This is a genomic window from Sphaerisporangium sp. NPDC051017, assembly GCF_040683095.1.
Taxonomy (GTDB): Bacteria; Actinomycetota; Actinomycetes; order Streptosporangiales; family Streptosporangiaceae; genus Sphaerisporangium.
The window spans coordinates 136,119-160,486 of sequence record NZ_JBFBCI010000006.1; the positions used below are offsets into that span (position 1 = coordinate 136,119).

18 protein-coding genes are annotated in these 24,368 nt (G+C 71.6%); 6 read left to right on the forward strand and 12 right to left on the reverse strand.

Features of this window, described 5'->3' with window-relative positions; translation table 11 throughout:
• Positions 1-35: 35 nt before the first annotated feature.
• The 5 genes from AB0M95_RS08125 to AB0M95_RS08145 form a co-directional block, all read right to left on the reverse strand.
• Complete coding sequence (locus tag AB0M95_RS08125; RefSeq protein ID WP_363761086.1) at positions 36-2,057, reverse strand: ABC transporter ATP-binding protein; 2,022 nt, start codon at positions 2,055-2,057, stop codon at positions 36-38.
• On the reverse strand, positions 2,054-2,962 hold the full coding sequence (locus AB0M95_RS08130) for an ABC transporter permease (protein WP_363761237.1): 909 nt from the start codon (positions 2,960-2,962) through the stop codon (positions 2,054-2,056). The genes AB0M95_RS08125 and AB0M95_RS08130 overlap by 4 nt, the downstream gene beginning before the upstream one ends.
• 3 nt (positions 2,963-2,965) lie before the next feature.
• A complete protein-coding gene (locus tag AB0M95_RS08135) occupies positions 2,966-3,949 on the reverse strand; it encodes an ABC transporter permease (protein ID WP_363761088.1) in 984 nt (327 codons plus the stop codon).
• Positions 3,950-4,147: 198 nt separating this feature from the next.
• Positions 4,148-6,496 carry an AAA family ATPase gene (locus tag AB0M95_RS08140; RefSeq protein WP_363761090.1) on the reverse strand — a complete coding sequence of 783 codons (2,349 nt, stop codon included), beginning with the start codon at positions 6,494-6,496 and terminating at the stop codon, positions 4,148-4,150.
• A gap of 132 nt (positions 6,497-6,628) precedes the next feature.
• Entirely contained in the window at positions 6,629-8,434 is a 1,806-nt protein-coding gene (locus AB0M95_RS08145; protein WP_363761092.1) for a hypothetical protein, read from the reverse strand.
• 257 nt (positions 8,435-8,691) lie between these two features.
• Here AB0M95_RS08145 and AB0M95_RS08150 point away from each other — a divergent pair, with 257 nt between their 5' ends.
• Together AB0M95_RS08150 and AB0M95_RS08155 are read left to right on the forward strand one after the other, a co-directional pair.
• Complete coding sequence (locus AB0M95_RS08150) at positions 8,692-9,105, forward strand: hypothetical protein (protein WP_363761094.1); 414 nt, start codon at positions 8,692-8,694, stop codon at positions 9,103-9,105.
• 60 nt (positions 9,106-9,165) lie between these two features.
• The gene (locus AB0M95_RS08155) at positions 9,166-10,074 is read left to right on the forward strand and encodes a DoxX family protein (protein ID WP_363761096.1); all 909 of its coding nucleotides are present in this window, start codon (positions 9,166-9,168) and stop codon (positions 10,072-10,074) included.
• 121 nt (positions 10,075-10,195) lie between these two features.
• Here AB0M95_RS08155 and AB0M95_RS08160 read toward each other — a convergent pair whose 3' ends face one another.
• Positions 10,196-10,399, reverse strand: a complete 204-nt coding sequence (locus tag AB0M95_RS08160; RefSeq protein WP_363761098.1) for a hypothetical protein — start codon at positions 10,397-10,399, stop codon at positions 10,196-10,198.
• 320 nt (positions 10,400-10,719) lie between these two features.
• Positions 10,720-10,968 (reverse strand): hypothetical protein, encoded by a 249-nt coding sequence (locus AB0M95_RS08165; protein ID WP_358511124.1) that lies wholly within the window; start codon positions 10,966-10,968, stop codon positions 10,720-10,722.
• A 122-nt stretch (positions 10,969-11,090) separates the two neighbouring features.
• Here AB0M95_RS08165 and AB0M95_RS08170 point away from each other — a divergent pair, with 122 nt between their 5' ends.
• Together AB0M95_RS08170 and AB0M95_RS08175 are read left to right on the forward strand one after the other, a co-directional pair.
• Positions 11,091-13,157: a serine/threonine-protein kinase gene (locus AB0M95_RS08170; RefSeq protein ID WP_363761100.1), complete on the forward strand. Its 2,067-nt coding sequence runs from the start codon at positions 11,091-11,093 to the stop codon at positions 13,155-13,157.
• Positions 13,154-15,175, forward strand: a complete 2,022-nt coding sequence (locus tag AB0M95_RS08175) for a serine/threonine-protein kinase (protein WP_363761102.1) — start codon at positions 13,154-13,156, stop codon at positions 15,173-15,175. Before AB0M95_RS08170 ends, AB0M95_RS08175 begins: the two co-directional genes overlap by 4 nt.
• On the opposite strand, the gene AB0M95_RS08180 is transcribed toward AB0M95_RS08175, so the two are convergent.
• On the reverse strand, positions 15,157-15,384 hold the full coding sequence (locus AB0M95_RS08180) for a DUF397 domain-containing protein (protein ID WP_358511133.1): 228 nt from the start codon (positions 15,382-15,384) through the stop codon (positions 15,157-15,159). The two genes, AB0M95_RS08175 and AB0M95_RS08180, sit on opposite strands and share 19 nt — an antisense overlap.
• Complete coding sequence (locus AB0M95_RS08185) at positions 15,375-16,205, reverse strand: helix-turn-helix transcriptional regulator (RefSeq protein WP_363761104.1); 831 nt, start codon at positions 16,203-16,205, stop codon at positions 15,375-15,377. Before AB0M95_RS08185 ends, AB0M95_RS08180 begins: the two co-directional genes overlap by 10 nt.
• 410 nt (positions 16,206-16,615) lie before the next feature.
• On the opposite strand from AB0M95_RS08185, the gene AB0M95_RS08190 reads away from it, so the two are divergent.
• The gene (locus AB0M95_RS08190) at positions 16,616-16,789 is read left to right on the forward strand and encodes a hypothetical protein (protein WP_363761106.1); all 174 of its coding nucleotides are present in this window, start codon (positions 16,616-16,618) and stop codon (positions 16,787-16,789) included.
• A gap of 153 nt (positions 16,790-16,942) precedes the next feature.
• On the opposite strand, the gene AB0M95_RS08195 is transcribed toward AB0M95_RS08190, so the two are convergent.
• The 3 genes from AB0M95_RS08195 to nrdR all read right to left on the reverse strand — a co-directional run bounded on the left by AB0M95_RS08195 (position 16,943) and on the right by nrdR (position 22,861).
• Entirely contained in the window at positions 16,943-17,746 is an 804-nt protein-coding gene (locus tag AB0M95_RS08195) for an MBL fold metallo-hydrolase (RefSeq protein ID WP_363761108.1), read from the reverse strand.
• 332 nt (positions 17,747-18,078) lie between these two features.
• Positions 18,079-22,251, reverse strand: coding sequence for a vitamin B12-dependent ribonucleotide reductase (locus AB0M95_RS08200; RefSeq protein ID WP_363761110.1), 4,173 nt, complete (start codon positions 22,249-22,251; stop codon positions 18,079-18,081).
• A gap of 148 nt (positions 22,252-22,399) precedes the next feature.
• Positions 22,400-22,861 carry a transcriptional regulator NrdR gene (nrdR, locus tag AB0M95_RS08205; RefSeq protein WP_358511148.1) on the reverse strand — a complete coding sequence of 154 codons (462 nt, stop codon included), beginning with the start codon at positions 22,859-22,861 and terminating at the stop codon, positions 22,400-22,402.
• Positions 22,862-23,519: 658 nt separating this feature from the next.
• On the opposite strand from nrdR, the gene lexA reads away from it, so the two are divergent.
• A complete protein-coding gene (gene lexA / locus AB0M95_RS08210; RefSeq protein WP_363761112.1) occupies positions 23,520-24,233 on the forward strand; it encodes a transcriptional repressor LexA in 714 nt (237 codons plus the stop codon).
• Positions 24,234-24,368 lie beyond the last annotated feature (135 nt).

Sequence of the window (24,368 nt, forward strand, 5' to 3'; positions counted from 1 at the left end):
ATGGCCGGATCGGTAGGTCTCGCTCGCGCCGCCGGCTAGACGACGCGGAGCTTCTCCGCGTAGTGGCAGGAGGCTCCGTGGTCGCCCTCCATCGGGCGTACGGCGGGCTCCTCCTCGACGCAGCGGACCCGCTGCGCGTCCGTGAGGACCTTGAACTTCGGGCACCGGGTGCGGAACCGGCAGCCGGAAGGGGGGTCTGCGGGGCTCGGGAGGTCGCCGTCGAGCAGGATGCGGCGGCGCTCCCGCTCCTTGTCGGGGTCGGGGATCGGCACGGCCGACAGCAGGGCCTGCGTGTACGGGTGCATCGGCGACCGGTACACCTGGTCGGTCCCGCCGATCTCGGCGATCCTGCCGAGGTACATGACGGCCACGCGGTGGGCGATGTGGCGGACGACGGCGAGGTCGTGGGCCACGAAGAGGTAGGACAGCCCGAGCCGGTCGGCCAGGCCCGCGAGCAGGTTGATCACCCCGGCCTGGATCGACACGTCCAGCGCGGACACCGGCTCGTCCAGGACGATCAGCCGCGGCTCCAGGGCGAGGGCCCGCGCGACGGCGATGCGCTGCCGCTGGCCGCCCGAGAAGTCCTGCGGATAGCGGGCCGCGTGGGAGGGGTCGAGCCCGACGAGTCTGAGCAGGCGGCGCACCCGGGGCCCGGTGTCGGTGTGCCCGTGGGTGACGAGGGGCTCGCCGACGATGTCGTGGACGGTCATGCGGGGGTCGAGCGAGGCGAGCGGATCCTGGAAGACGACCTGCAGGTGACGGCGGACGGCGAAGCGGTCGGGCGGGGTGAGGGCGGCGGTGTCGCGCCCGAACACCACGACGCGGCCGTGCTGGGGCCGGGTGAGCTCCAGGATCTCCATGAGCGCGGTGGTCTTCCCGCAGCCGGACTCCCCCACCAGGCCGAGCGTCTCACCCTCGCGGATGTCGAAGGAGACGCCGTCGACGGCGTGGACGGTGCCGACGCGGCGCCGGAACACCGCGCCCTTCGTCAGCGGATGGTGCTTGACCAGCCCGTCGACCTCCAGCACCACGTCACTCGCCCGGCGGGGTCGCGGCGCGGGGACGGCGGCCGGGGCGGCGGGGACGGGCCGCGGCTCGCCGATCTCGCCGGCGCGGACGCACGCGGCGCGGTGGCCCGGGGCGACCTCGGCGAGCGGGGGCTCGGCCTCGGCGCACCGGGGGATCGCCATGGGGCACCGCGGCTCGAAGGGACAGCCCGGCGGCAGCGCGGCGGCCGAGGGAGGGCTGCCGTCGATGGGCACCAGGGGGACGTCCCGGCCCGTGTCCAGGCGCGGCACCGAGCCGAGCAGGCCGATGGTGTAGGGCATGCGGGAGCGGTGGTAGACGTCGCGGACGGTTCCGGACTCGACCGCGCGCCCGGCGTACATGACCAGCACGCGGTCGGCGAGCCCCGCGACGACGCCGAGGTCGTGGGTGATCAGGACGATGGCGGCGCCGGTCTCGCGTTGCGCGCTCTTCAGGACCTCGAGGACCTGAGCCTGGATCGTGACGTCCAGGGCGGTGGTCGGCTCATCGCAGATGATCAGATCGGGGTCGTTGGCGATGGCCATGGCGATCATCGCGCGCTGGCGCATGCCCCCGGAGAACTCGTGCGGGAAGGCGCGGGCCCGCTGCCGGGGGTTGGGGATGCCGACCAGGTCGAGCAGTTCGACCGCCCGCCCGGCCGCGCGTTCCCTGCTCACCCGCTGGTGGACGCGCACGGCCTCGGCGATCTGGTCGCCCACCCGGTAGACGGGGGTGAGCGCCGAGAGCGGGTCCTGGAAGATCATGGACATCGTGTCGCCCCGGACCGCGGCGAGTTCCCTCTCGGGCGCGCCGATCAGCTCTCTGCCGTGCAGCAGGACCGAGCCGCTCACCTTGGCGTGCCGCGGCAGCAGCCCCATGACGGCGAGTGCGGTGACCGACTTGCCGGCCCCGGACTCGCCGACGACGCCGAGCACCTCGCCGGGCTCGACGGTGAAGCCCGCCCCGCGCACCACCGGGACGTCGCCGAAGCGCACCTCCAGGTCGCCGACCTCCAGAACAGGCGGCGTCATGCCCGTCCCCCGGCGCCGGGGTCGAGCGCGTCCCGCAGGGAGTCGCCGACGAGGTTGACCGCGAGGATGGTGACGACCAGACCGCCGGCCGCGAACCAGAACGTCCAGGGCGCGTAGAGCGCCGTCCGGGAGCCGTCGGCGATCAGGCCGCCGAGCGAGACGTCGGGCGGCTGGATGCCGAACCCGAAGTACGAGAGCGTCGTCTCGGTGAGGATGGCCGCGCTGACGTTCAGCGTGGCGTCCACGACCAGCAGCGAGGCGAGGTTGGGGATGACGTGCCGGTAGATGATCTTCGCGGGCGGCACGCCCATGAACCGCGCCGCCGTGACGTACTCGCGCTCCTTGATCGCCTTGGTCATGCCCCGGACGATCTTCGAGGTGATCATCCACAGGAACAGCGCCAGCATGATGACGAACAGCAGCCACCGCCCGCCCGCCAGCAGCGGTGACATGATCGCGAGGATCAGGAACGCGGGAAGGACCAGCAGCAGGTCGGCCACCCACATGAGCGTGCGGTCGGTCCAGCCCAGGAAGTAGCCGGCGACCGAGCCGACGGCCGCCGCGACGCCGGTGGACACCACGGCCACCAGCAGGCCGACGATCAGCGACTTCTGCGCGCCACGCATGGTGACGGCGAAGACGTCCGAGCCGGTCTGCAGCGTGCCGAACCAGTGGGCGGGCGAGGGCGGCCGCATGAACGCCGAGAAGTCCATGTCGGTGTAGGACCAGGGGTAGGCCAGCGGCCCGGCGAACGCCAGCAGGAACATGAGCGCCAGCAGCGCGAAGCCGAGGCGTCCCTGACCGGTGGCGAAGAACCGCGCGGCCACGACGCGCGTCCTCGACGGGACGCGGCCCTGCCCGGCGCCGGCCGCGACCTCGGCGAACTCCTCCTCCGGGAGCGTCATCATCTAGGCCACCCTGACCCTCGGGTCGAGGACGGCCTGCAGGACGTCCGAGGCCAGCGAGGCGGTCAGCACGGCGAGCGCGGCGAAGCAGCTGATCGCCGCGACCATGTTGACGTCGTTGGAGCGGATGGAGGCGACCAGTTCCTCCCCCATGCCGTGCCAGCCGAAGACCGACTCGGTGATCGTGGTGCCCACGAGCAGCGAGCCGAACGTGAACGCGAAGTAGGTGACCGCGGGGATCAGCGCGGTGCGCAGGGCGTGCTTGACCAGGGCCGTGCGCCGGCGCAGCCCCTTGGCCATCGCGGTGCGGACGAAGTCTGCGTCCATCACGTCGAGCATCATGTTGCGCTGGTAGCGGCTGAAGACGGCGATCTGCCCGACCGCGAGCGAGAGCGTGGGCAGGGCGAGGTGCTTGACGCGGTCGAGCACGCCCGCGCCCAGCCCGCCCTCCAGGCCCGGGGTCTGCTCGCCGCTGACCAGGAAGACCTGGACGCCGAGGCGGTCGTTCAGCCACACGGCGGCGATGATCAGCATATTGGCCAGCACGACGGTGGGGATGGCGAGCACGACGAACGCGGCGACGGTGGACAGCCGGTCGAACCAGCCGTACTGCCGCACGGCGGCCAGCGCGCCGATCAGCACGCCCGCCACCCCGCCGATCACCAGCCCGAGCAGGATCAGCCGCGCGGTGACCCCGAGGCGGCGCCGCAGCTCGGCGTTCACGCGCTCGCCGTTCCACGTCCTGCCGAGGTCGCCGCGCGCGATGTCCCCGGCCCACCTGAGGTAGCGCTGGATCAGTGGGGTGTGGTCGTTGAGGTTGTACAGCGACAACTGGGCGTCGACCACCGCGGCCGGCGGGCGCGGGCTGCGCCCCTCGTAATTGGAGCGCGGGTCCAGGGCGAGAGCCGCCAGGACGTAGGCCAGGCTCGTGGCGACGGCGATCAGCACCCCGTAGTTGACCAACCGGCGGAGCAGGAAACCTGCCATCGCCCCCCTTCCGCCGATCTCCGTGTCTGTCCGGATCCGCAACCGTCAGGGCCGGTGTCACGACCCCGCGTGCCCATCCTGCTACATCGCGTAACCACATGGTGACAAGAATGTCGTCAGCCGGGCCGGGTGTCGGCCCGGGCCGCCTCAGAGGCGGCCTCGGGGACCTCGGGAAGGGGCTCCGGGGGAGCGGCGGTTCTAGCGGTCGGCCAGCTCGTCCACGGCGGTGCGCACGTCGGCGCTGGTGATCGTGGTCAGTTCCTCCGCGCTGGCGGTCCCTCCGCGGCCGGCCAGGCGGACGTCGCGCCCGAGCGCCGCCCGCTCGAACAGCGACCGCGCGAAGCGGCCGTTGCCCAGCTCGTCGATCAGGCCCTCGGCGCAGACCCACGCGAACACGTCGGCGACGTCGCGCTCGGCGGAGGCGTCGAAGCGGTCTCCCGCGCCCTCGGCGAGCAGGCCCGCGATCTCGGTCAGCTCGGCGGGGCTGTAGGACGGGAACGTCACGCGCTGGTTGAACCGGCTCGCCAGGCCGGGGTTGGTGGCGAGGAAGCGCTCCATCTCGGAGGCGTACCCGGCGAGGATGATGACCAGCCGGTCGCGGTCGTCCTCGGCGCGCTTGAGCAGGGTCTGCACGGCCTCGGCGCCGAAGGCGTCCCCGCCCTGGTAGCCGCTGTTGACCAGGCTGTAGGCCTCGTCCACGAACAGCACGCCGCCGAGCGCGCGGTCGACCAGCTCGTTGGTCTTGATGGCGGTCGCGCCGAGATGCTGGCCGACCAGGTCGGCGCGGGACGCCTCCACCACGTCGGGCCGCGAGAGCAGGCCGAGCGCGGCGAAGACCCGGCCGATCACCCGGGCCACGGTGGTCTTCCCCGTGCCCGGAGGCCCGACGAAGACGAAGTGCCGCATCTGCGGCGGCGCGGGCAGGCCCTGCTCCTGGCGCATCCGCGCGACGCGGAGCTGGGCCGCGATGGCGCGGACCTGCCGTTTCACCGGCTCCAGCCCGGCCATGCGGTCGAGGTCGCCGAGGGCCTCCTCCAGGCTCGGGGTGGCCTGGTAGCCGCGGAACCGCGCGGTGATCTCGTTGAACGCCTTGGTCAGGTCGGCTGTGGTGGTGGTGACGAGGTCCTCACGACTCGGCGCGCCGCCCGCGCCGACCACGCGGACGTCCCTGGCCTGGGCCGCCGCCTCGATCAGGCTGCGCGCGAACCGGGCGTTGCCGAGCTCGTCGATGAGCCCGCGCCGGTGGACGTCCTCGAACAGGCCGAGCAGCACGCCCGGGGCGTCCGGCGACAGCCGCTCGCCGCGGCGGACGCTCAGGAGCTGGACGATGCGCAGCAGCTCGGGCGGTGAGTAGGTGGGGAACTTGATGCGGGTCGAGAAGCGGGACGACAGGCCGGGGTTGGAGGACAGGAAACCCGCCATCTCCTTCTCGTAGCCGGCCAGGATGATGACGAGCCGGTCGCGGTCGTCCTCTGCGCGCTTGAGCAGGGTCTGCACGGCCTCGGCGCCGAAGCGGTCCGGCTGGCCGTCCCCGGAGTTGATCAGGCTGTACGCCTCGTCCACGAACAGCACGCCGCCGAGGGCCTGGTCGATCAGCTGGTTGGTCTTGATGGCCGTCGCGCCGAGGAACTCGCCGACCAGGTCCGCGCGCTGGGCCTCCACGACGTACGGGGTCTCCAGCAGACCGAAGGCGTAGAAGATCTTGGCGACGGTGCGGGCGACGGAGGTCTTGCCGGTGCCGGGCGGGCCCACGAAGACGAAATGGCGCATCGGCGGCTCGGTGGAGTACCCCGCCTCGGCGCGCAGCCGGGACGCCTCGATGGACGCGGCGATCGAGCGCACCTGCTCTTTGACCGGCTCCAGGCCGATCATGCTCTCCAGCTCGCCGAGGGCCTCTTCGACGGAGATGGGCGGCGGCGCGGCGGCCTCGGACGCGGAGGCCCGCTCGGGGGCGCCGTCGCGCGCGCGCTGCCTGACCTGCGCCGGGGCCTGCGCCTGCGCGGCTGCGGCACGGCGGCGCACCTGGCCGGCCTGCACCAGCCGGTACACCAGCACGGCCCCCGCCACGCCGTAGGCCGCCCACAGCGCGATCTGCGGCGAGAAGGTGGCGACGGCGAAGGTCACCATGGCGGCGGCGCCGAGGGCGGCGAGGGTGGTCACCCAGGGCGTGACCCACCGGATCAGGTGGGCGGCCACGCCCGCCAGCACGCCGAGCAGGATGAACAGCGTGGGCAGCGCGGAGTTCGGCTGCACGTAGCCGCCCATCACGACCATCACACACGACCACGCCACCACGACCAGGACGGTCGCGGCGGCGCGGGGAAAGCGCAGGGTCAGTTCCGCGTACCCCAGGAGTAAGAGAACGGCCACGAACGCCGGGAACGGCCAGCCGAGAAGGACCGTCAGGACGGCGGCGCCGATGAGAACGGCAGCGAAGATCGTCCGTCTCGTCCCACGGGAGAGCTGGAAATAACTTATTCGGACGCGCTCGAACGCGTCACGGGCCGCGGCGCGCCCCGCCGGCCGGGCCCTGTCGGAGTCCCGCATTTTGCCTCCCCGGTCGCCTCCCGGTTATACCGCACCGGGGCCCTCGGCGCGCGTCCCCGGCCTTGTGCCCTTCACCGCGCGCCGCGCGTCCATGCGCGCGGGCGGGGGCGGACCGGGTGGCGGGTGGGGCGGTCAGGAGCGACGGGGCGCGGCGCGGGCCTCGTGGCGGCCGGGGTACTCGCCGACCAGGACGTGTTTGGGGGTCACGCGCAGCACGTCCTCCGCGGGGTCGGCGAGGGCGATGCCGCGCACCTCGGCCCAGAACCTCCGTTCGACGGGGTCGGCGACGAAGACGGCCACCCGCGGGTCGCGCTCCGCGGCGGCCCAGGCGTCCTCGGCGGCGATCAGGCGCAGGTCGCCGGACGCGCTGACCGAGGTCACGGCGCCGACGGCGAGCGTGCGGGGGCCCGCGGCGTCGGCGTAGGACAGCACGACCGCGCGGGAGTAGGTGAACGCGCGCCGTACCTCGGGGCTGAGGCCGACCGACGGGCTGACCTCGCCCGGCAGGCGGGGGCCACAGCCCTCGCAGGGGATCAGCGAGGCCCGCCACGGCCCTGCCGAGCCCCGCCACCAGGCCCGCGCGGAGCGCGCCGCGAAGGCGAGGATCACGACGAGCAGGGCGATCGCGACCGCCCACCACGCCCGCTCGCCGGTCACCGGGCGCAGGCCGAGGGTCGCCGCGCCTCCCGCGACCGCCAGCGCGGCCGAGGCCGGCAGCAGGAACGCCAGGGCGGTCGCCAGTGACCAGTCCGCGCCGAGGATCGCGCGCAGCCGCGACCGCAGCCCGCCCCGCCTCCACACGTACAGCATCGCCGCGGGGACGAGCACCCCCGCCAGCGCGGCCCGCGGTTCGCCGAGCGCGGGCGGGACCACGGCGAGGGCGGCCACGAGGAACCACAGGCGGGCGGCGACAATCCACAGGGTGACGCCGGTGTCGCGCAGGCCGACCCGCTCGGGAGGGACGGCCGTGAACTCGGCGAGCGCCCGTACGGGCCTGCCCCGCCAGGCCTCGGCGAGACCGCGGAACAGCAGCACGGCGACGCCGTTGAACAGGACCAGGCCGAAGAGCCCGGCGCAGAACGCGCCGAGGACGTCGTCCCAGCGCATCAGGGGCGAGGCCGCGGAGACGAGCGGGACGGCCGCGTCGGCGAGCGACCAGGCCGGCAGGGTGGCCAGCGCGGCGACGTGAGCGGCCGTCGCCAGCAGTGTGACCGACACGGCCACCGCCAGCCACAGGTCGCGGGCGAGCATGCCCGGCACGTACCGCCACACCGTGATCTTCCTGGCCTGCCGCACGGTGACGGCCGCGGCGAGGACGAGCGCGGCGGCGCCGGCGAGGCGTGCCTCCGTCCGCAGGCCGTACCAGAAGGACAGGACCGCCACGGCGGCGAGGCCGAACACGAGCAGGGCGCGGACCTGGCGCGCCCACAGTTCCAGGGCGCGGCGGGCGCGGGCGGTCTCGCGCGGGTCGACCTCCCAGGTCGGGTCGTGGTGGTCGCGGGGACGGTCCCAGCGCAGGAAGGTGAGGCCGAGGTTGATCCGCGCGCCGGGATGGTCGTCGTCGCGCCGCAGCGCGGCGCGGTAGGCGGCGGCGGCCTGCTCGTGGTCGCCGCGGACCAGGGCGAGGTCGCCGATGAGGACGTGCGGGTCGGGTTGCTCGGGCGCGAAGCGAACGGCCTTCTGGGCCTGGGCCCACGCGTCCCTCCACCGGCCGGGGAGCCGGCGCAGGGCCGAGCCGAGCCTTAGCCGCGCGGCCCAGGAGCCGGGTGCGAGCCGGACGGCGTCCTGAGCCGCGACGACCGCCTCGGAGTCGCGGCCGAGGCGTTCTAGGGCGAGACTCATCAGCCGATGTCCCCATTCGCCGTCGGGATCACGTTCGACCGCCTCGCCGGCGGCCTCCAGTGCTCCCTCCGGCTGGTCGCGTGCCAGCCTTGCCACGGCCACCACGCACCATGCCCGGGGATCGGAGCGGTCTCGCGGGGATGGCACCGGAGAGGGATCGGACTCACTGGTGTTCCCCACGTCAGTCATGGTCTGTTGCGGATCACCGCTTGCCTAGATGCCGGACATATACCTATAGCTCTCTAGAGAGGTCTGGATCGCCCCAGGTTGATCAGGGTTCCCACAAGCCCCTGGAGACCGGGCGTCCGGCCGCGCCAGCTCCCCCGTCCGGACCGGCGCACCAAGATCATCGGGTGGAGGTCTCCCTGCTGGCCGCGTCCGACACCATCATGGCCTCGGCCCCCGCCTCGCGCGCCGGCGGCGCGGCCGCGATCGAGGAGACGGTGTACGAGCTCGGCGCGGGCCTCGGCGTCGCCGTGCTCGGCACGATCACCGCGGCCGTCTACGCGCCCGGTGTCGCCGCCGTACCCGGGGTGCCGCCGCGGGCGATGGGCCAGGCGCGGGAGTCACTGGCCTCCGCCGCGCACGTCGCCCGGGAGGTCGGCGGAACGGCGGGCACCGCGCTGCTGGACGGCGCGCGCGTCGCGTTCGTCTCCGCCCTGCACACGACCGTGACGGTGAGCATCGGGCTCCTGGGTGTCCCGCCGCCCCTCTTGCGTGCCTGTGTGCACCTCTGTGGGTGGGACGAAGGGCTCCTCCAGGCATAACAGGCGGGATACGGGGCAAGTGGCTGTGCAACACGGACAGACCCCTACAGAATGGCTACCGTGAGACGAGCCCTCCAGGATCTCGCTTCGCTGGCCGCCCGGCTGGGCGTCGGCGGGATCTTCTTCGCCAACGGCTGGCACAAGCTCGAGTTCGGGCTGACCGCGACAGGCGATCAGTTCGCGAAGATGGGCGCTCCCGGACCCGGCGTCTGGGCCGCCGGCACCATGCTCATCGAACTCCTCGGCGGGGCGCTGCTGGTCGGGGGCCTCGCCGTCCCGGCCTGCGGGCTCGTCCTGTTCGCCGAGGCGCTGGCGGTGTTCGTGCTCGTCAGCGGGGACACCGGCCTCCCCCTGACCGGCGGGGACATCAGCCTGATCGTCGCGCTCGGAGCGGCCTCGGTGCTGCTGGCGGTCGTCGGCGCGGGGCGGCTGTCCATCGACCACCTCGTCGTCATCCGGCGGCGCGAGGCCAAGGCCACCGACGAGATGGCCGCCGACGCGGAGGCGGACGACGTCATCTCCTCCTGGCGCGAGCCGGCCCGTCCTGCCCCGGCCGACGCCCGCCCGGCGGACGCCCCCTCTGCCGGCACGGACACCAAGACCCCCGGGACACCGGCGGGCCCCGTGACGTTCCCCAAGGTCAAGAACCAGCCCGGCGACAGTCCCGGCCCGGCCGGCACGGGCCCAGGAAGCCCGACCGGGCTGGGAAACCCGACCGGACCGGCAGCCACGGCGGGCCCGGCGACCCGTGAAGGCTCGGCGACCCGTGCCGCCTCCGCCGACTCGGCCGACTCGGCCGAGGTCACCGCGCCGCGGAAGCCCCCCAGGACCAGACGCCCGTCCAAGTCCGCCGACGCCCCGCGCGACGCGGCGGCCGAGCCCCCGGCGAACGCCCCGTCCACGCCCACGACCCGAGGCGACCGCCTCGTCGCCGGAGACCGCAAATCCGGCCCCTCCGACACCGAATAGCACCTTCGCCCGGCGAGCCGCCGTACAGAGGCGCCGATTTCGCCACACCACACCCCACCGCCGCGGCGCCTTTCGAGAAGCACCGTACCGAGCGCGAGAAAGCCGGAACCGCGGTGACGCGTCAGAGACGCTCACACCGCGTTATGGTGCTTCGCCACCTTGCGTCGATCAGGTGCCGTGTGCCGACCACCTGGCCGGCCTCGGCGAGCAGCCGGGCCAGGAGCACCCGTACTCCGGGGCCGCCCACGGCGACCGGGCGGCCATCGGGAAGCCCCGCCTGGGTGGAGCCGAGGATGCCGAACCGCACGCCCTGATTCTTCCTCACGCCGCCATCCGCCGAGCGGATCAGGGGGAGCGGGCCGGGCGGGCCAGAGAGGCGGTGGACAGGGCTACGGGCACCGCGCGAAACCGGCCCGGCGGGTGACCTGACCTCACCCGCCGGACCGGCATCCCTAACAATGTCCGCAACACCACCCATAAGGCAAGCGGGATGACCATAATTTCGCCGGACTGGAACCTGGACGGCGGGGCGCAGACCATCACGGAACGGGCACAGCCCCGCCCAGGGCCACCCCAGGGCCGGCACAGTGCCCGCGCGGGCCCGGCGTGCGGTCCGCGTGAGGTGGGCGCGCGGTGGGGGCGCGGTCAACCGGTCGCCGCGCCGACCCGGTCCACCAGCTCCGAGACACCCCGCTTCCGCGCGCAGTGGGCGCAGCAGTACCAGTGGCCGTTGGCCTCCACACCGTGACCGACGACGCGGACGCCGCAGTTCTCACAGGTCGGAGCCATGCCCTGGATGGCGCACTCGAAGCAGTCGTAGGTGTGGACACCGCCCTTGACGTGGACCTCGAAGCTCATGTCATAGTCGTTGCCGCATACTTCGCACTTTGCCATGATCCTCACCTCTTACTCGTCTCTAGCGAGTTACCCGCGAACACCCGCAAAGGACTCCCCGGCGGTGAACTCCGTACGCATAATTGGTGATCTAGGGACCCGATTTTGAAGGAGATCCCGGCATGCCGGAGGCTCTGCCCCTGCAATCGGACGATCCATCTGACTTAGGTCAATATCACCTCGTCGGGCGTCTGCGGACAGGGCGGCACGGCGTCGTCTACCTGGCACGTGGACCACAGGACGAACATGTCGCGGTCACCCTGCTCCACAGCGGGCTCACCGATCCCGCGGCCTTCCTCGACAAGATCGAGGATCAGCGGCGGATGTCCGCGTTCTACACGGCCCAGGTGATCGAGAGCGGCCTGGCCGAAGACCTGCCGTACGTCGTCAGCGAGTACATCGACGGTCCCAGCCTCCACAAGGCCGTCGAGGACGGCGGGCCACTGCGGGGCGCCGCGCTGCACAGGCTCGCCATCAGCACCATGACCGCGCTGGTCGCCCTCCACCAGGCCGGCATCGCGCACCGCGAGTTCGACCCGGGCAACGTGCTGCTGGGCCCGGACGGGCCGCGCGTGATCGACGCCGGGCTTGCCGAGGCGCTGAGCGTGGACTTCGACGGCACCACCCGCTCGATCGGCGGCACGGCCCATCTCACCCCCGAGCACCTGGACGGCGCGCCGATCGGCCCGCCCACCGACATGTTCGCCTGGGGCGCCACGATGCTCTTCACCGCCTCCGGCCGGGCTCCGTTCGACGCGGGGTCCATGTCCGCGACGATCAACCTCGTCCTGCGTGGCGAGCCGGATCTCGCCGTACTCGACGACGACCTCCTCCCCCTGGTCGCCGAGTGCCTGTCCAAGGACCCTGCGCGCCGCCCCACCGCCGCGGACGCGCTGCTGCGACTGGTCGGCCACTCGCGGATTCTCGCGACGCTGGACCCTCGCGCGGCGCCCGTCCCCGCCGCTCAACCCGCTGTTCCGCCCGCGCCGCCGCCCGTCCCCGCGGACCTGCGCTCCGCGCCGCCGCCCGATCCCGCCTCGCGTGTCGCCCTCCCGCCTCCCCCGGGCGCCCGCCTCCGCCCCCTGCCCATGGTCGCGGCCGCGCTCGCCATCGCGCTCCTGTCCGGCGGCACGGTGTACGCCGTGACCGGGCGCGACTCCCCCGCACCGGCCGCCGGCCCGGCCCCGACCCCCGTCCCCTCGTTCTCCGCCTCCCTCATCGAGGCCACGCCCACGCCTCCGCCGCCCGCCACCAAGGAGGTGAAGGTCCCCGGCACCAATCTCGTGCTGCACGAGAACCTCGCCGACCCGCTCCGCGTCGGCGCTTTCATGATCTACGACCCCGAGTCCGGCACGCCGAGGCTGGAGACCCTCGTCCGCGACCGGGGCACCGACACCTTCCGCGTGATCGGCAAGGACGCCCAGTTCGGCGATCCCAGCCTCTCCCCCGACGGCACGTGGGTCGCGATCAACCCGTGGATGAAGTACACCGGGTCCACCCACGACTACGTCACCTTCGTCAACCGCAAGACCGGCGAGAGGTTCTCGGTCGACACCCTCGACCAGCCCCTGCGCGGGCTCTCCGGCGTCTGGAGCGAGGACAGCACGCGCCTGCTGCTCACCGTCTACGAGTTCGACCTCACGAAGAAGGAGCAGTACCCGAGCGGATACGTCGTCGTCGACGTCAACACGCGCAAGGCGACGGTCGTCAAGACCGACGAGCGCGACGGGTACGGCAACTTCCTGTGGACCATCGACGGCCGGTACGTCGCGAACGCCTACTCCAAGGACGGCAAGCCCAGGTTCGGCCTGCGCCTGCGCGACCTGCGAGGCAACGTCGTGCGCACGATGCCGTGGGTGGGGCTCGCACCCGGCCCGGGCGCCTTCTCCCCCTCCGGGGCGTCCTTCTACACCTACTGCCCGCAGGACACGGCCAAGGTGAGCGCCTACTGCGTGTGGAACCTCACCACCGGCAACCGCACGGCCACCGTCCCGTCCGTCAAAGGCGACGACAGCGCGGTGATGGGCTGGTGGGACGAGCACCACCTGATCGTCTACAGCGACCGCAAGGACCGGCGCACGTACGAGGTGATCGACTTCCACGGCGAGGTCCGGCGCACGCTCGCCGAGTTGCCGAAGAAGGACACCGAGACGCTCGTCCTGCTCAAGACGGACACGACGGCCCCGTGACGCGGATCGACTCCCTGCGCACCGGCGACCCGCCGCGCATCGGCGGATACGAGCTCGCCGGGCGCATCGGCGAGGGCGGCCAGGGATCGGTGTTCCTGGCGACGGCGCCCTCGGGCGACCAGGTGGCGATCAAGCTGCTCGGCAGCGCCCTGACGGGAGCGGACGACGACCCGGGGCCGGGTTTCGCGCGCGAGAGTGAGATCCTGCGGCGCGTGGCGCCGTTCTGCACGGCGCAGGTCATCGAGAGCGGCCTGCTGGAGGACCGCCCGTACATCGTCAGCGAGTACATCGACGGACCGACACTGCAGCAGGTCGTGGAGGGCGAGGGTCCGCTGGAAGGCGCGCGGCTGCGCCGCCTCGCGGTGGGCACGCTGACGGCGCTCACCGCGATCCACCGCGCCGGAGTCGTGCACCGGGACTTCAAGCCGAGCAACGTGCTGCTCGGCAGGGACGGCCCGCGCGTCATCGACTTCGGGATCGCGCGGGCGCTCGACGCGGCCGCCACCGGGTCCGGCGTGGTGGGCACGCCGCCGTACATGGCCCCCGAGCAGCTGGAGGGAGCCCAGGTCGAACCACCCGCCGACCTGTTCGCCTGGGGGTCGACGATGGTGTTCGCGGCGACCGGCAGGCCGCCCTTCGGGATGGACTCGCTGCCGGCGATCGTCAACCGGATCCTGCACCGTGACCCCGACCTCGGCCTGCTGCGGGGCGACCTGCGCGACCTGGTCGCCGAGTGCCTGTCCAAGGACGCCGCGCGCCGTCCCACGGCCGGAGAGGCGCTGATGCGGCTGCTCGGCGCCCGGGACCGCCCGGTAGGGTTCCTGCTGTCCGCCGGCTCGGCCGCGGCCTCGGGCTCGCCGGCCCCGCCCCACGTCCCGGACTCCGGCGACGCCCCGGCCCTCTCGCCCGGCGCGTCCAGGCCCCCGCCGGGCGCCGGCGCTCGGAGCCGGGGGCGCAGGCGGGCGGCGATCCTCGCGGCGGGCGTCGCGGTGGCCCTGGCCTCCGGCGCGCTCGTCCACGCCCTCACCCGCGACGGCGCCCCCGCGCGGCCCGAGGCGACCGGACCGCCCCGGCCCCTGCCCGAGGTCACGTCCGCCCCGCCTCCGGCGACCACCGAGCTGCGGCTCCCCGGGCTCGGCACAACGCTGCACGAGAACCCCGGCGACACGGCGCGGATGGTCTCGTTCATGTACGACAGCAAAGGTGGGTCGAACCACTACGCGCGCGTCCGCGGCACCAACCGCTTCGAGGCGGTCGCGCCCTGGCAGGAACCCCTGCCCTCCCCGGACGGCACATGGCTCGCGCTCCTGCCCTGGCTGAAGGAGTCGACGCCGCAGCCCTACGACTTCGTCCGGCTGGTCCACGTGCCGAGCGGCCGCGAGTACATCGTGCGCCTGACCGACAAACCACTGCAGAACTTCAACCCGGTGTGGTCCCCCGACGGCACGCGGCTGCTGCTCACCACCTTCGACCTCTCGTCGGGGTCGCGGACCCCGGTCGGCTTCGCGATCGTGGACGCCGCCGCGGCGAAGGCCACTCTGGTGAGGGCCGACACGAGCGGCGCCCCCGCCGCAGCGCCCTTCGCCTGGAGTCCCGGGGAGCCGGCGGTCGCCCTGCCCTTCGGCGCGGGGCCGCGCGCGGGGCTACGGTTCTTCGACCTGAAGGGCAGGACGCTGCGCACCGCCGACGGCGTAGGCGAGGCCGCCGCCTCGGAGAGCCCGTTCGCGCCGGCCGGCAAGCGGTTCGCCACCGGGTGCCCCGGTGCCTTCGCGTCGGTGTGCGTCTGGGACACCGCGACCGGACGCGCCCTCGCGCGATTCCGCGTGCCCGCCCAGAGCGCGTTCATCGGCTGGTACAACGACGCCCACGTCCTGCTCACCGACAAGAGCGCGGACCCCCACAAGGTCGTCGTCATGGACATGAAGGGCAAGGTGCTGCGCGTGCTCGCCGAGATCCCGCGCGAGGAGCCCGGGGAGAACCGGGGCACGTTCCTGTTCCACTACATGCGGTGGTCCTGAGGACGGCGCAGGACGCGCGGGCCGCCGGCCTTCAGGACCCGGACGAAGGCCCCCCACGCGTCGCGGCTGACGACCAGCGCCGGGCGGTGCGGGTTCTTGGAGTCGCGCACGGCGACCGTGCCGGGCAGGCCGACGGCCACCTCGACGCACTCGCCGCCGTCGCTGCCCGACCGGCTGGACTTGCGCCACCGCGCGCCGCTCAGGTCCACTTCTGCCTCACCACTTCTTCGATCATCGAGATGGACAGGTGCTGGGGGTAGGCGTCGGCGCGGAGGGCGTCGAAGCCGTTGACCAGGTCGGCGATCAGGCTTCTGTCGGACACGGTGCGCCCGGAAGGCTGCGACTCGACCCGCACGACGTAGGGGTTGCCGCGCATCTCGGCGATGGCGTAGGCGCCGTTCAGCCCCGACAGCGCCTCGGCGCCGTAGGGGACGATCTGGATGGTGACCCTCGGGTGGCGCGTCATCGCCAGCAGATGTTCGAGCTGCCCGCGCATGACGGCGGGGCCGCCGACGGGCCGGTGGAGCACCCCCTCGTCGATCAACGCCGTGACCACCGGCGCGTCGTCGCGCGACAGGACGACCTGACGGCGCATGCGGGCGGCCAGGCGCTGCTCGACCTCGTCCTCCAGGACCCCGGGCAGGCGCGCCAGCACCCGCCGCGCGTACGCCTCGGTCTGCACCATGCCGGGGACGAGCATCGGCGCCCAGAACCGCAGCGCCGTGGCGCGCTGTTCTTCGACGGCCCAGTCGCGGAAGTGGGCGGGGACGGGGGGCGGGGGCGGCCAGACCTCGGCGTACAGGCGCGTGACCACTCCGTCCAGGCCGAAGACCTCGTCGCACAGCTCGGCGAAGCGCTCGGAGGGGCGGAACTTGGAGGTCTCGACCATCGCGACGGCGCTGGTGGAGAAGCCGATCTTCCTGGCGAGCTGTTTCTGCGTCAGCCTGGCCGCGAGCCGATGCCGGCGCAGTTCGTAGGCGAAACGAGCGCGCGGCGACTCCGCCGGGTCGATGTCGATCATTCTGGTCATGAGGCTCCCTAGACACCCGGCCAGACGACTCATCGATGCCAGAACGACGCCCAGGTCATTCTGCGGTCACCCTGTAGTCAACAGAACACCAAGAGTAATGGTACGGCTCGGGGCGCGGGGAGGGAAATCACGATGATCGGACGCGCCACCGTGAGCCGTTAATAGGAAGACGTCAAGCTCTCCGATGAATAGTCTGCTCAAGGACCGGTCACGGAAGGAGACGACGATGACGAGCAGCAGGATCACCCGGCCGCGCACGAGCCGCCACACGAACGCCCATGCGCTCCTCGACCTGCGCTCTCCCTCGGGTCGCCCCTCTGCCATACTGACGGCGTCCACGATCTTTACAATGGCCTTACGATCACATCTGTAGACAACTCGGTAACGAACGCATCACGGCGGGGGGTCCGATGAGAAGGCTGGCGGCGGTACCCGCGTACATACCACGGCACAAGGTGCGCGACATCCGCTCCGCGCACCGCCGGAAGCCGTCCCCCGATCCCAAGGTCGTCGACCTTCAGGCGTACACCGGCCGCAACGTGATCCGCTTCCCGCGCACCGGCGGCTCGACGCCCGCCGCGTGACCGTCTAGGCGACGCCCGAGCCCCGGCCGGAGGTACGCCTGGTGCTTCGCGATGGCGGCCAGCGTCGCCGGGCTCGCCGCGGCCTTCGGCTTCCTCAACCGGAGGCCGGGCCGCGCCTGACCGGCCCCCACCGGCGAGCGGACGGGGTCAGGGTCAGGCGAGCGCCGCCGCCCGGCCGAGCGCGTCGGAGGTGAACTCCGCCGGGTACGGCGAGCGGGCGAGCGCTTCCTCCGCCGGGATCTCGCCCTTGGTCACGGCCAGGCACAGGGCCGCGACCTCGGCGAGCTCGTCGCGCTGGCGTGCGACGAACGCCGCGTCCACCGGCTCGCCATGCCCCGGGACGACCGTGCGCGCGCCCGTGGCGAGGATGCGGTCCACGGCGGCGGGCCACTGCCCGGGGAAGGAGTCGTCGAAGGACGGAGGGGCACCCTGCTCCACCAGGTCCCCGGCGAACACCACGCCGCTGTCGGGAACGTGCGCGATCAGGTCGTGGCCCGTGTGCCCAGGCCCCGGGTGCGCGAGCCGGACGACGCGGCCGCCGAGGTCGATCTCGGCGGCGTCCTCGACGGCCCGATCCGGCAGGACGAGCCGCGCCGCCTCGATGCGCGCGGCGGCGTCCTTCATGCCCCGCTCTCGGTAGTACCGCGCCCACTGCGACCGCTGGGCCTCGCCGTGCTCGACCAGGTCGGCCCGGCAGCCGGGGTGCGCCCACACCGGGCAGTCGCCGAACGCGGCCGTGCCGAAGGCGTGGTCGAAGTGCGCGTGCGTCAGCACGACGGACCACGGAAGGCCGGTCAGCTCGCGCACGGCCGCCGCGAACCCGGCGCCCTGCGCCTCGTCGGCGCCGGTGTCGACCACCAGACACGCGCGCTCGCCCGCCACCAGGCCGAGCGACAGGTCCAGCGCGTCGTGGCGGCGCACCCACACACGGTCCGCGACCTCGGCCCAGCGGCCCACCCACCCACCTCCCCGCCCGGCGACCGCCTCAGTCTAGTGGCGGCCGGGTCCGTCATTCCGAGCCGGCGACGTCGGGGAGCCCCCTGGCGGGCTCGTGGATCCCCGGCCGGCCGAGGCCCGTGGAACGGCGAAGGGCGGACGTCCCCGGTGCGGGCCGGGGCGTCCGCCCTTGGAGGGCGCGTCAGCGGGTCGTCAGCCGCCGACGGTGGATGAACCGTGCTGCACCCTCGCATAGGCCGCATACGGTCACACCGGCCCCTGCCGTCCCTGCGACGTGCGGGTGGGGCACCGGCGCTCGCCGATGCCCCACCCGGGAACGGGTCTGTGCGGCGTCAGCTGCAGCCGCTGGTGCTGCCGCAGCCCTCGCAGACGTAGCAGCTGCCCGCGGGGCGCATCTTGATGCCGCAGGTCAGGCACAGGGGGGCGTCCGCCGTGTGGCCCTGGTGGCTCTCCAGGGCGTGGGCGGTGCCATTCTGGCGCGACGACGGGGCGTGCGTCTCAGGCGCGGGCGGGACGGCGGGCCGCGCTTCGAGCTTCTCCTCGATCGGGGCCGACTGGGCGAGGGCCGCCGTGTCGATGACCTCCTGCGGGGCGCCCGGATCCTCGCCGCGCTGCTGCGCCGCGCGCTCGGCCGCCGAGAAGACCCCGAGCGCCGCACGCTCGGCATACGGGAGGTGGTCGAGGGCCAGACGGCGGAAGATGTAGTCCACCACCGAGGCGGCCATGCGGACGTCCGGGTCGTCGGTGATGCCGGCCGGCTCGAACCGCATGTTGACGAACTTGCTGACGAAGGTCTCCAGCGGGACGCCGTGCTGCAGGCCCACGGAGATGGCCACCGAGAAGGCGTCCATGACGCCGGCCAGCGTCGACCCCTGCTTGGACATCTTCAGGAAGACCTCGCCGAGGCCGTCGTCGGGGTACGACGACGCCGTCATGTAGCCCTTGGCACCGCCCACCGTGAAGCGGGTGGTCGTGCTCGGACGCTGGTTCGGCAGCCGCCGGCGCTTCGGCCGGGGCACCTCGACGATCTGAAGGATCGGCTCGGCGGCCTTCGCCTCGGTCTTCTCGTCGGTCTTCTTGGCGATCGACAGCGGCTGGCCGACCTTGCAGTTGTCGCGGTAGACCGCCAGCGCCTTCAGGCCGAGCTTCCAGCCTTCGAGGTAGACCTGCTCGATGTCCTCGACGGTGGCCGACTCGGGCAGGTTGACCGTATTGTGGTTCATGATCCCATTCGCCACGAATGCATGCGTCTCCGGGACAGAAAGGTCGTAAACCTCGACCTCCCCAGCATCCACCACCTGAGTCACCGGCGAGAAGTGCAGGTCAACGTCAAGAACCTGCCGCAACCAGTTGGGCAGTTCCACACCCGGCAGGGTGGAGATCCGCTCGAGAGTGTCCCTGGTGACCTGCTTGGTGCGCGGGTCCAGCAGGAAGCCGAACTCGCTGCGCCAACTTCGCACGCCATTCCTGCCCGGCTTGCCTAGAGGGATCATCTCGTGGAGTTCCCGACCGGTGATACCAGGGATGACGTCAGCGGTTCCCTGCCTGAATTCCATCCGGAGGTAGTCCGCAGCCCGCTCCGCCTTGTCCGGCTCCAGGAAGTGCACGAGACTGACCAGCAGCTGTCCCTGCCGACCAGCGGCATAGACCTCGTCGTAGTCCTTCCCGTTGACGCTGTTGTGCTTCGTGATCCGCCCGTGCACGACACCCAGGTTGGTGAGGACGGCCTGAAGATCGTCCAAAAGTTTAGGGCTGTCGAGGCAGATCCCCCACTTGGCCGCTGTAGCAGTCGTGACATAGGCGTCCAGCCAGAGCCCCTGAAGGAAGGCGTGGACCATCGGCCACGGCGAGCGCAGAACCGGGTCAGGAATGCGCTTGTCGGAGGCATTGCTCCCGCAGCCGAGCGCCTGCATGAATTCGACGATCGTCTTTGAGGCGACCACGACTCCAGGGCACTTGCCAGGATCACGCGTGATGCGTGCCTCGACTCCGAAGACACTCATCCATGCGTCTTTGATCCGGCGCAGCACTTCGTCGACGGAGTTAGTGAGGACAATCGTCCAGTTGCTCCTGGAGATATGCCCCTCGGCGGCGTAGGCACCGAGAAGGAAGGCGAGATCTTCGGTCATCTCCTCGGGGAGTGTGACGGCCTTCTGGTTGCCGTATGCGGCGGAAACCCTGACGTGACGAAGACTGGCGGGCACAGCCGACCACATCATCGCGCCGTACTGTACGGCCACCTGGTCACCCTCGGCGATCTCGCTGAGAGTCTTCCAGACAAGCCCCCCCTTCTGTGCGGTCAGCAGACGGTGTGGGAACGTGCCCGTGATCGCGTGCCCTGACCGCAGACGGACACGACGCACCGGGCGAACGCCACCGTAGTAGAAGGCGTCAGTCTTCCGGTAGCCGTCCAGCGAGGCGATCACCAGCCGCTCTGCACGGAATGTGTCCTCGGCTTCCCCCTCGTAGAGGCTGCCGATCCGGACCAGACCCTCAGAAGAGGCGACAAGCGTCTCACCCGTGACGCACTTGGAAATGGCCCCCGACAGGAACGGCTGGGTGGCCGCCATCATGCGAACGTGGCCCATCGGGGCGATCGCCCGCTCGCCCATGGCGCAGTCGAAAACCTCGTAGTGCTCGTGCTTGAGACCAGGCGCGTCCATGACGTGGCCGTGCTCGGCGATGTAGTGGACAATGGCCTCGACCTGCTCGGACTGGTAGCCGAGCTGCTTGAGCGCGCGCGGGATCGTCTGGTTGACGATCTGCATCGACCCGCCGCCGACCAGCTTCTTGAACTTCACCAGCGCCAAATCGGGCTCAATGCCCGTAGTGTCACAATCCATCATCAAACCGATGGTTCCAGTCGGCGCGAGCAATGAGGCTTGTGCGTTTCTATATCCGTTTTTGTCCCCGAGGCGCAGGCACTCCTGCCACTGCCGGGTCGCCTCGGCGAGGATCGGCTCGTCGAGCGCGTCCGTGCCACGCAGGGCGTCGTTGGCGGCGGCGTGCTTGCGCATGACCCGCTTGTGCGGCTCGGCGTTGCGCTTGTACCCGTCGTACGGGCCGACGATGGCGGCCAGTTCGGCGCTGCGGCGGTAGGACACGCCCGTCATCAGGCTGGTGATCGCGGCCGCCGCGGCGCGCCCGCCGTCGGAGTCGTAGGCGTGGCCGGTCGCCATCAGCAGCGCGCCGAGGTTGGCGTAGCCGATGCCGAGCTGGCGGTACGCGCGCGTGGTCTCGGCGATCTTCTGTGTCGGGAAGTCGGCGAAGGTGATCGAGATGTCCATCGCCGTGATGATCAGCTCGGTCAGCTTGACGAAGCCGTCGACGTCGAAGCTGTCGTCGTCGCGCAGGAACTTGAGCAGGTTGATGCTCGCGAGGTTGCAGGAGGAGTTGTCCAGGTGGACGTACTCCGAGCAGGGGTTGGAGGCGGTGATACGGCCGGTCTCCGGGCAGGTGTGCCAGTCGTTGATGGTGTCGTCGTACTGCACGCCCGGGTCCGCGCACTCCCAGGCCGCCTGGGCCATCTTGCGGAACAGCGTCTTGGCGTCGACACGCTCGATCACCTCGCCGCTCAGCCGGGCGCGCAGGCCGAAGCCCTCACCCTCCTCGACGGCGTGCATGAACTCGTCCGACACCCGCACCGAGTTGTTGGCGTTCTGGTACTGGACGGAGACGATGTCCTTGCCGCCCAGGTCCATGTCGAAGCCGGCGTCGCGCAGCGCGCGGACCTTGTCCTCCTCGCGCGCCTTCGTCTCGATGAACTCCTCGATGTCGGGGTGGTCGACGTCGAGGACGACCATCTTGGCGGCCCGGCGGGTCGCCCCGCCCGACTTGATGGTGCCGGCGGAGGCGTCGGCGCCGCGCATGAACGACACGGGCCCGCTGGCTGTGCCGCCGCTCGACAGCAGTTCCTTGCTGGAGCGGATGCGCGACAGGTTGACCCCGGAGCCGGAGCCGCCCTTGAAGATCACGCCCTCTTCCTTGTACCACTCCAGGATGGACTCCATCTGGTCGTCCACCGCGAGGATGAAGCACGCCGAGACCTGCTGCGGCGAGGCCGTGCCGACGTTGAACCAGACCGGGGAGTTGAAGCTGAAGATCTGGTGGATCAGCGCGTGCTTCAGCTCGTGGTCGAAGATCTCGGCGTCCTCCTCGGACGCGAAGTAGCCGTTCTCGCGCCCGGTGCGCGTGTAGACGCCCACCACGCGGTCGACGAGCTGCCTCAGGCTCGCCTCGCGCTGCGGGGTGCCGACCGCGCCGCGGAAGTACTTGGTGGTGACGATGTTGGCGGCGTTGACCGACCAGAAGTCGGGGAACTCGACGCCCCGCTGCTCGAAGTTGATCGAACCGTCCCGCCAGTTGGTCATGACGACGTCGCGGCGCTCCCAGCGCACCTGGTCGTACGGGTGCACGCCGGGCGTGGTGTGGATGCGCTTGATCTTCAGGCCCTTGGGGGCCCGCTTGCCCCCGCGCCCCACTGAGCCACTCACCGTCTCCGTCATGATCTACCCCTTCCGGGACCCCGTGGAGCCCTAATGTTCGGAACACATCCGCGCGCCGGTCGCATCCCCTGGCGCCCGGGTCTCGGCGGATTTCCCGGCCTTCCCCGCGCCTTCGACCCGCCTGGTGTGTTGGTCGTCTCTGAAGTGTTCAGTCTTGTCCGGCGCCCCGGGAGGCGCGGAGTTGCTCGATCTCTTCCTCGAAATCGGCGAGGGTCTCGAAGCCCCGGTAGACGGAGGCGAACCGCAGGTAGGCCACTTCGTCCAGCTCACGCAGCGGGCCGAGGATCGCCAGCCCGACCTGGTGGGAGGCGATCTCGGCCGAGCCCGTGGCCCGGATGCTCTCTTCGACGCGCTGGCCGAGCTGGGCCAGCGAGTCCTCGCTGACGGGGCGCCCCTGGCAGGCGCGTCGGACGCCGGCGATCACCTTGTCCCGTGAGAACGCCTCGGTCACGCCGCTGCGTTTGCTCACCATCAGCAACACCGTCTCCTGGGTGGTGAACCTGCGCCCGCATTCGGGACACGTGCGGCGCCGCCGGATCGCCGCGCCGTCCTCGGTCGACCGGCTGTCGATCACCCGGGTATCCGGGTGGCGACAGAAAGGACAATGCACGTGTCGCCTCTCTTTTCTCGCGTTTCCCACTAGTTACCGGTCGACGGCCCCGCGAATGGGGAGGTCCGAGGGTCGAGCTCGGGGAAAGTCCGCCCCAGGTTTCCGTATTCGCCCCACGCTCGCGAGCCCTTTCCGGATTAACCGGAATAGGCTCGCGCACGCACTGCGGATGCCCGCAGCGCGCCGACGGAAACACAACTTATGGGTGACCGACAACGGTGTAAGTACTAGATGTTGTGGTCCAACCGTAGGAGTGACGCACCCATGAACGCAAGTTGGCGAGCCGCCCGACCGGAAACCGGCCGCCGATCAGGGCGAACGGCCGCACCCCGGCGTGTCGCGCCCCAGCCCAGAGCCGGCGGCCGGACGCGGGCCTCCGGACGGATCTCGCGCGCGAGATCGCTCACCTGATCGACTTTCCGGCCTCGCAGGCATAAGATCACGAAAGTCGAACACGATATCGATCGAACTCCCGTACGATGTCGTGCGTCGGCCGGCCAGAGAGTTCGTAATCTCTCGAACAGTTGTTTGATGACGATCTTCAACGGCGATATTGTCGCTGTGTGCGACATCGGGGATACGGACGGGGAGCCGGCCGGGCGGGCATGGCGTGACGTGGCGGAGCGTCCCACGGGCGCCCGGCGATGAGGAGTTGAACATGAGCGAGCAGGAAGAGACGGGCACGGTCGTCACCGACCTTGCGGTGCGCAGGCGTGACTCCCTGGGCCTCACCCCGCGGCAACGCAAGATCCTTGAGGTGATCCGCGATTCCGTGCAGCAGCGGGGCTATCCCCCGTCGATGCGCGAGATCGGCGAGGCGGTCCAGCTCACCAGCACGTCGAGCGTTTCCCACCAGCTCACCGCGTTGCAGCGCAAGGGCTATCTCCGCCGCGACCCGCACCGGCCGCGGGCGCTGGAGGTCCGTCTGCCGGGCGAGCCCGCGCTGTGGGTCGACCCGGTCGGCCCTGGCGAGGAGGAGCCGCTGGTGAGCCGCCCGACGGCCGCGTTCGTGCCACTGGTGGGCCGCATCGCCGCCGGTGGCCCGATCCTGGCCGAGGAGCGCGTCGAGGACGTCTACGCGCTGCCCAGGCAGCTCGTGGGCGAGGGCACGCTGTTCCTGCTCCAGGTCGCCGGCGACTCGATGATCGACGCCGCCATCGCCGACGGCGACTGGGTGGTCGTGCGCCAGCAGCCGGTGGCCGACAACGGCGACATCGTCGCCGCCATGATCGACGGCGAGGCCACCGTCAAGACGTTCAAGCGCAAGGACGGCCACATCTGGCTGGTGCCCCACAACCCGAACTACGACCCGATCCCGGGCGACGAGGCCACCGTGCTCGGCAAGGTGACGGCGGTCCTCCGCAAGCTCTGACCCTGCCTTCCGGCACGCTCCGCACCAGGGCCTTCGAGGAGCCGGGACACCGCATGCCGCCGTGTCCCGCTCCCGGGTGACCCGCGCGCTCCCCGGCCGCCGCGTCACGAACCCGCCTGAGCGTCACCCAGAGGT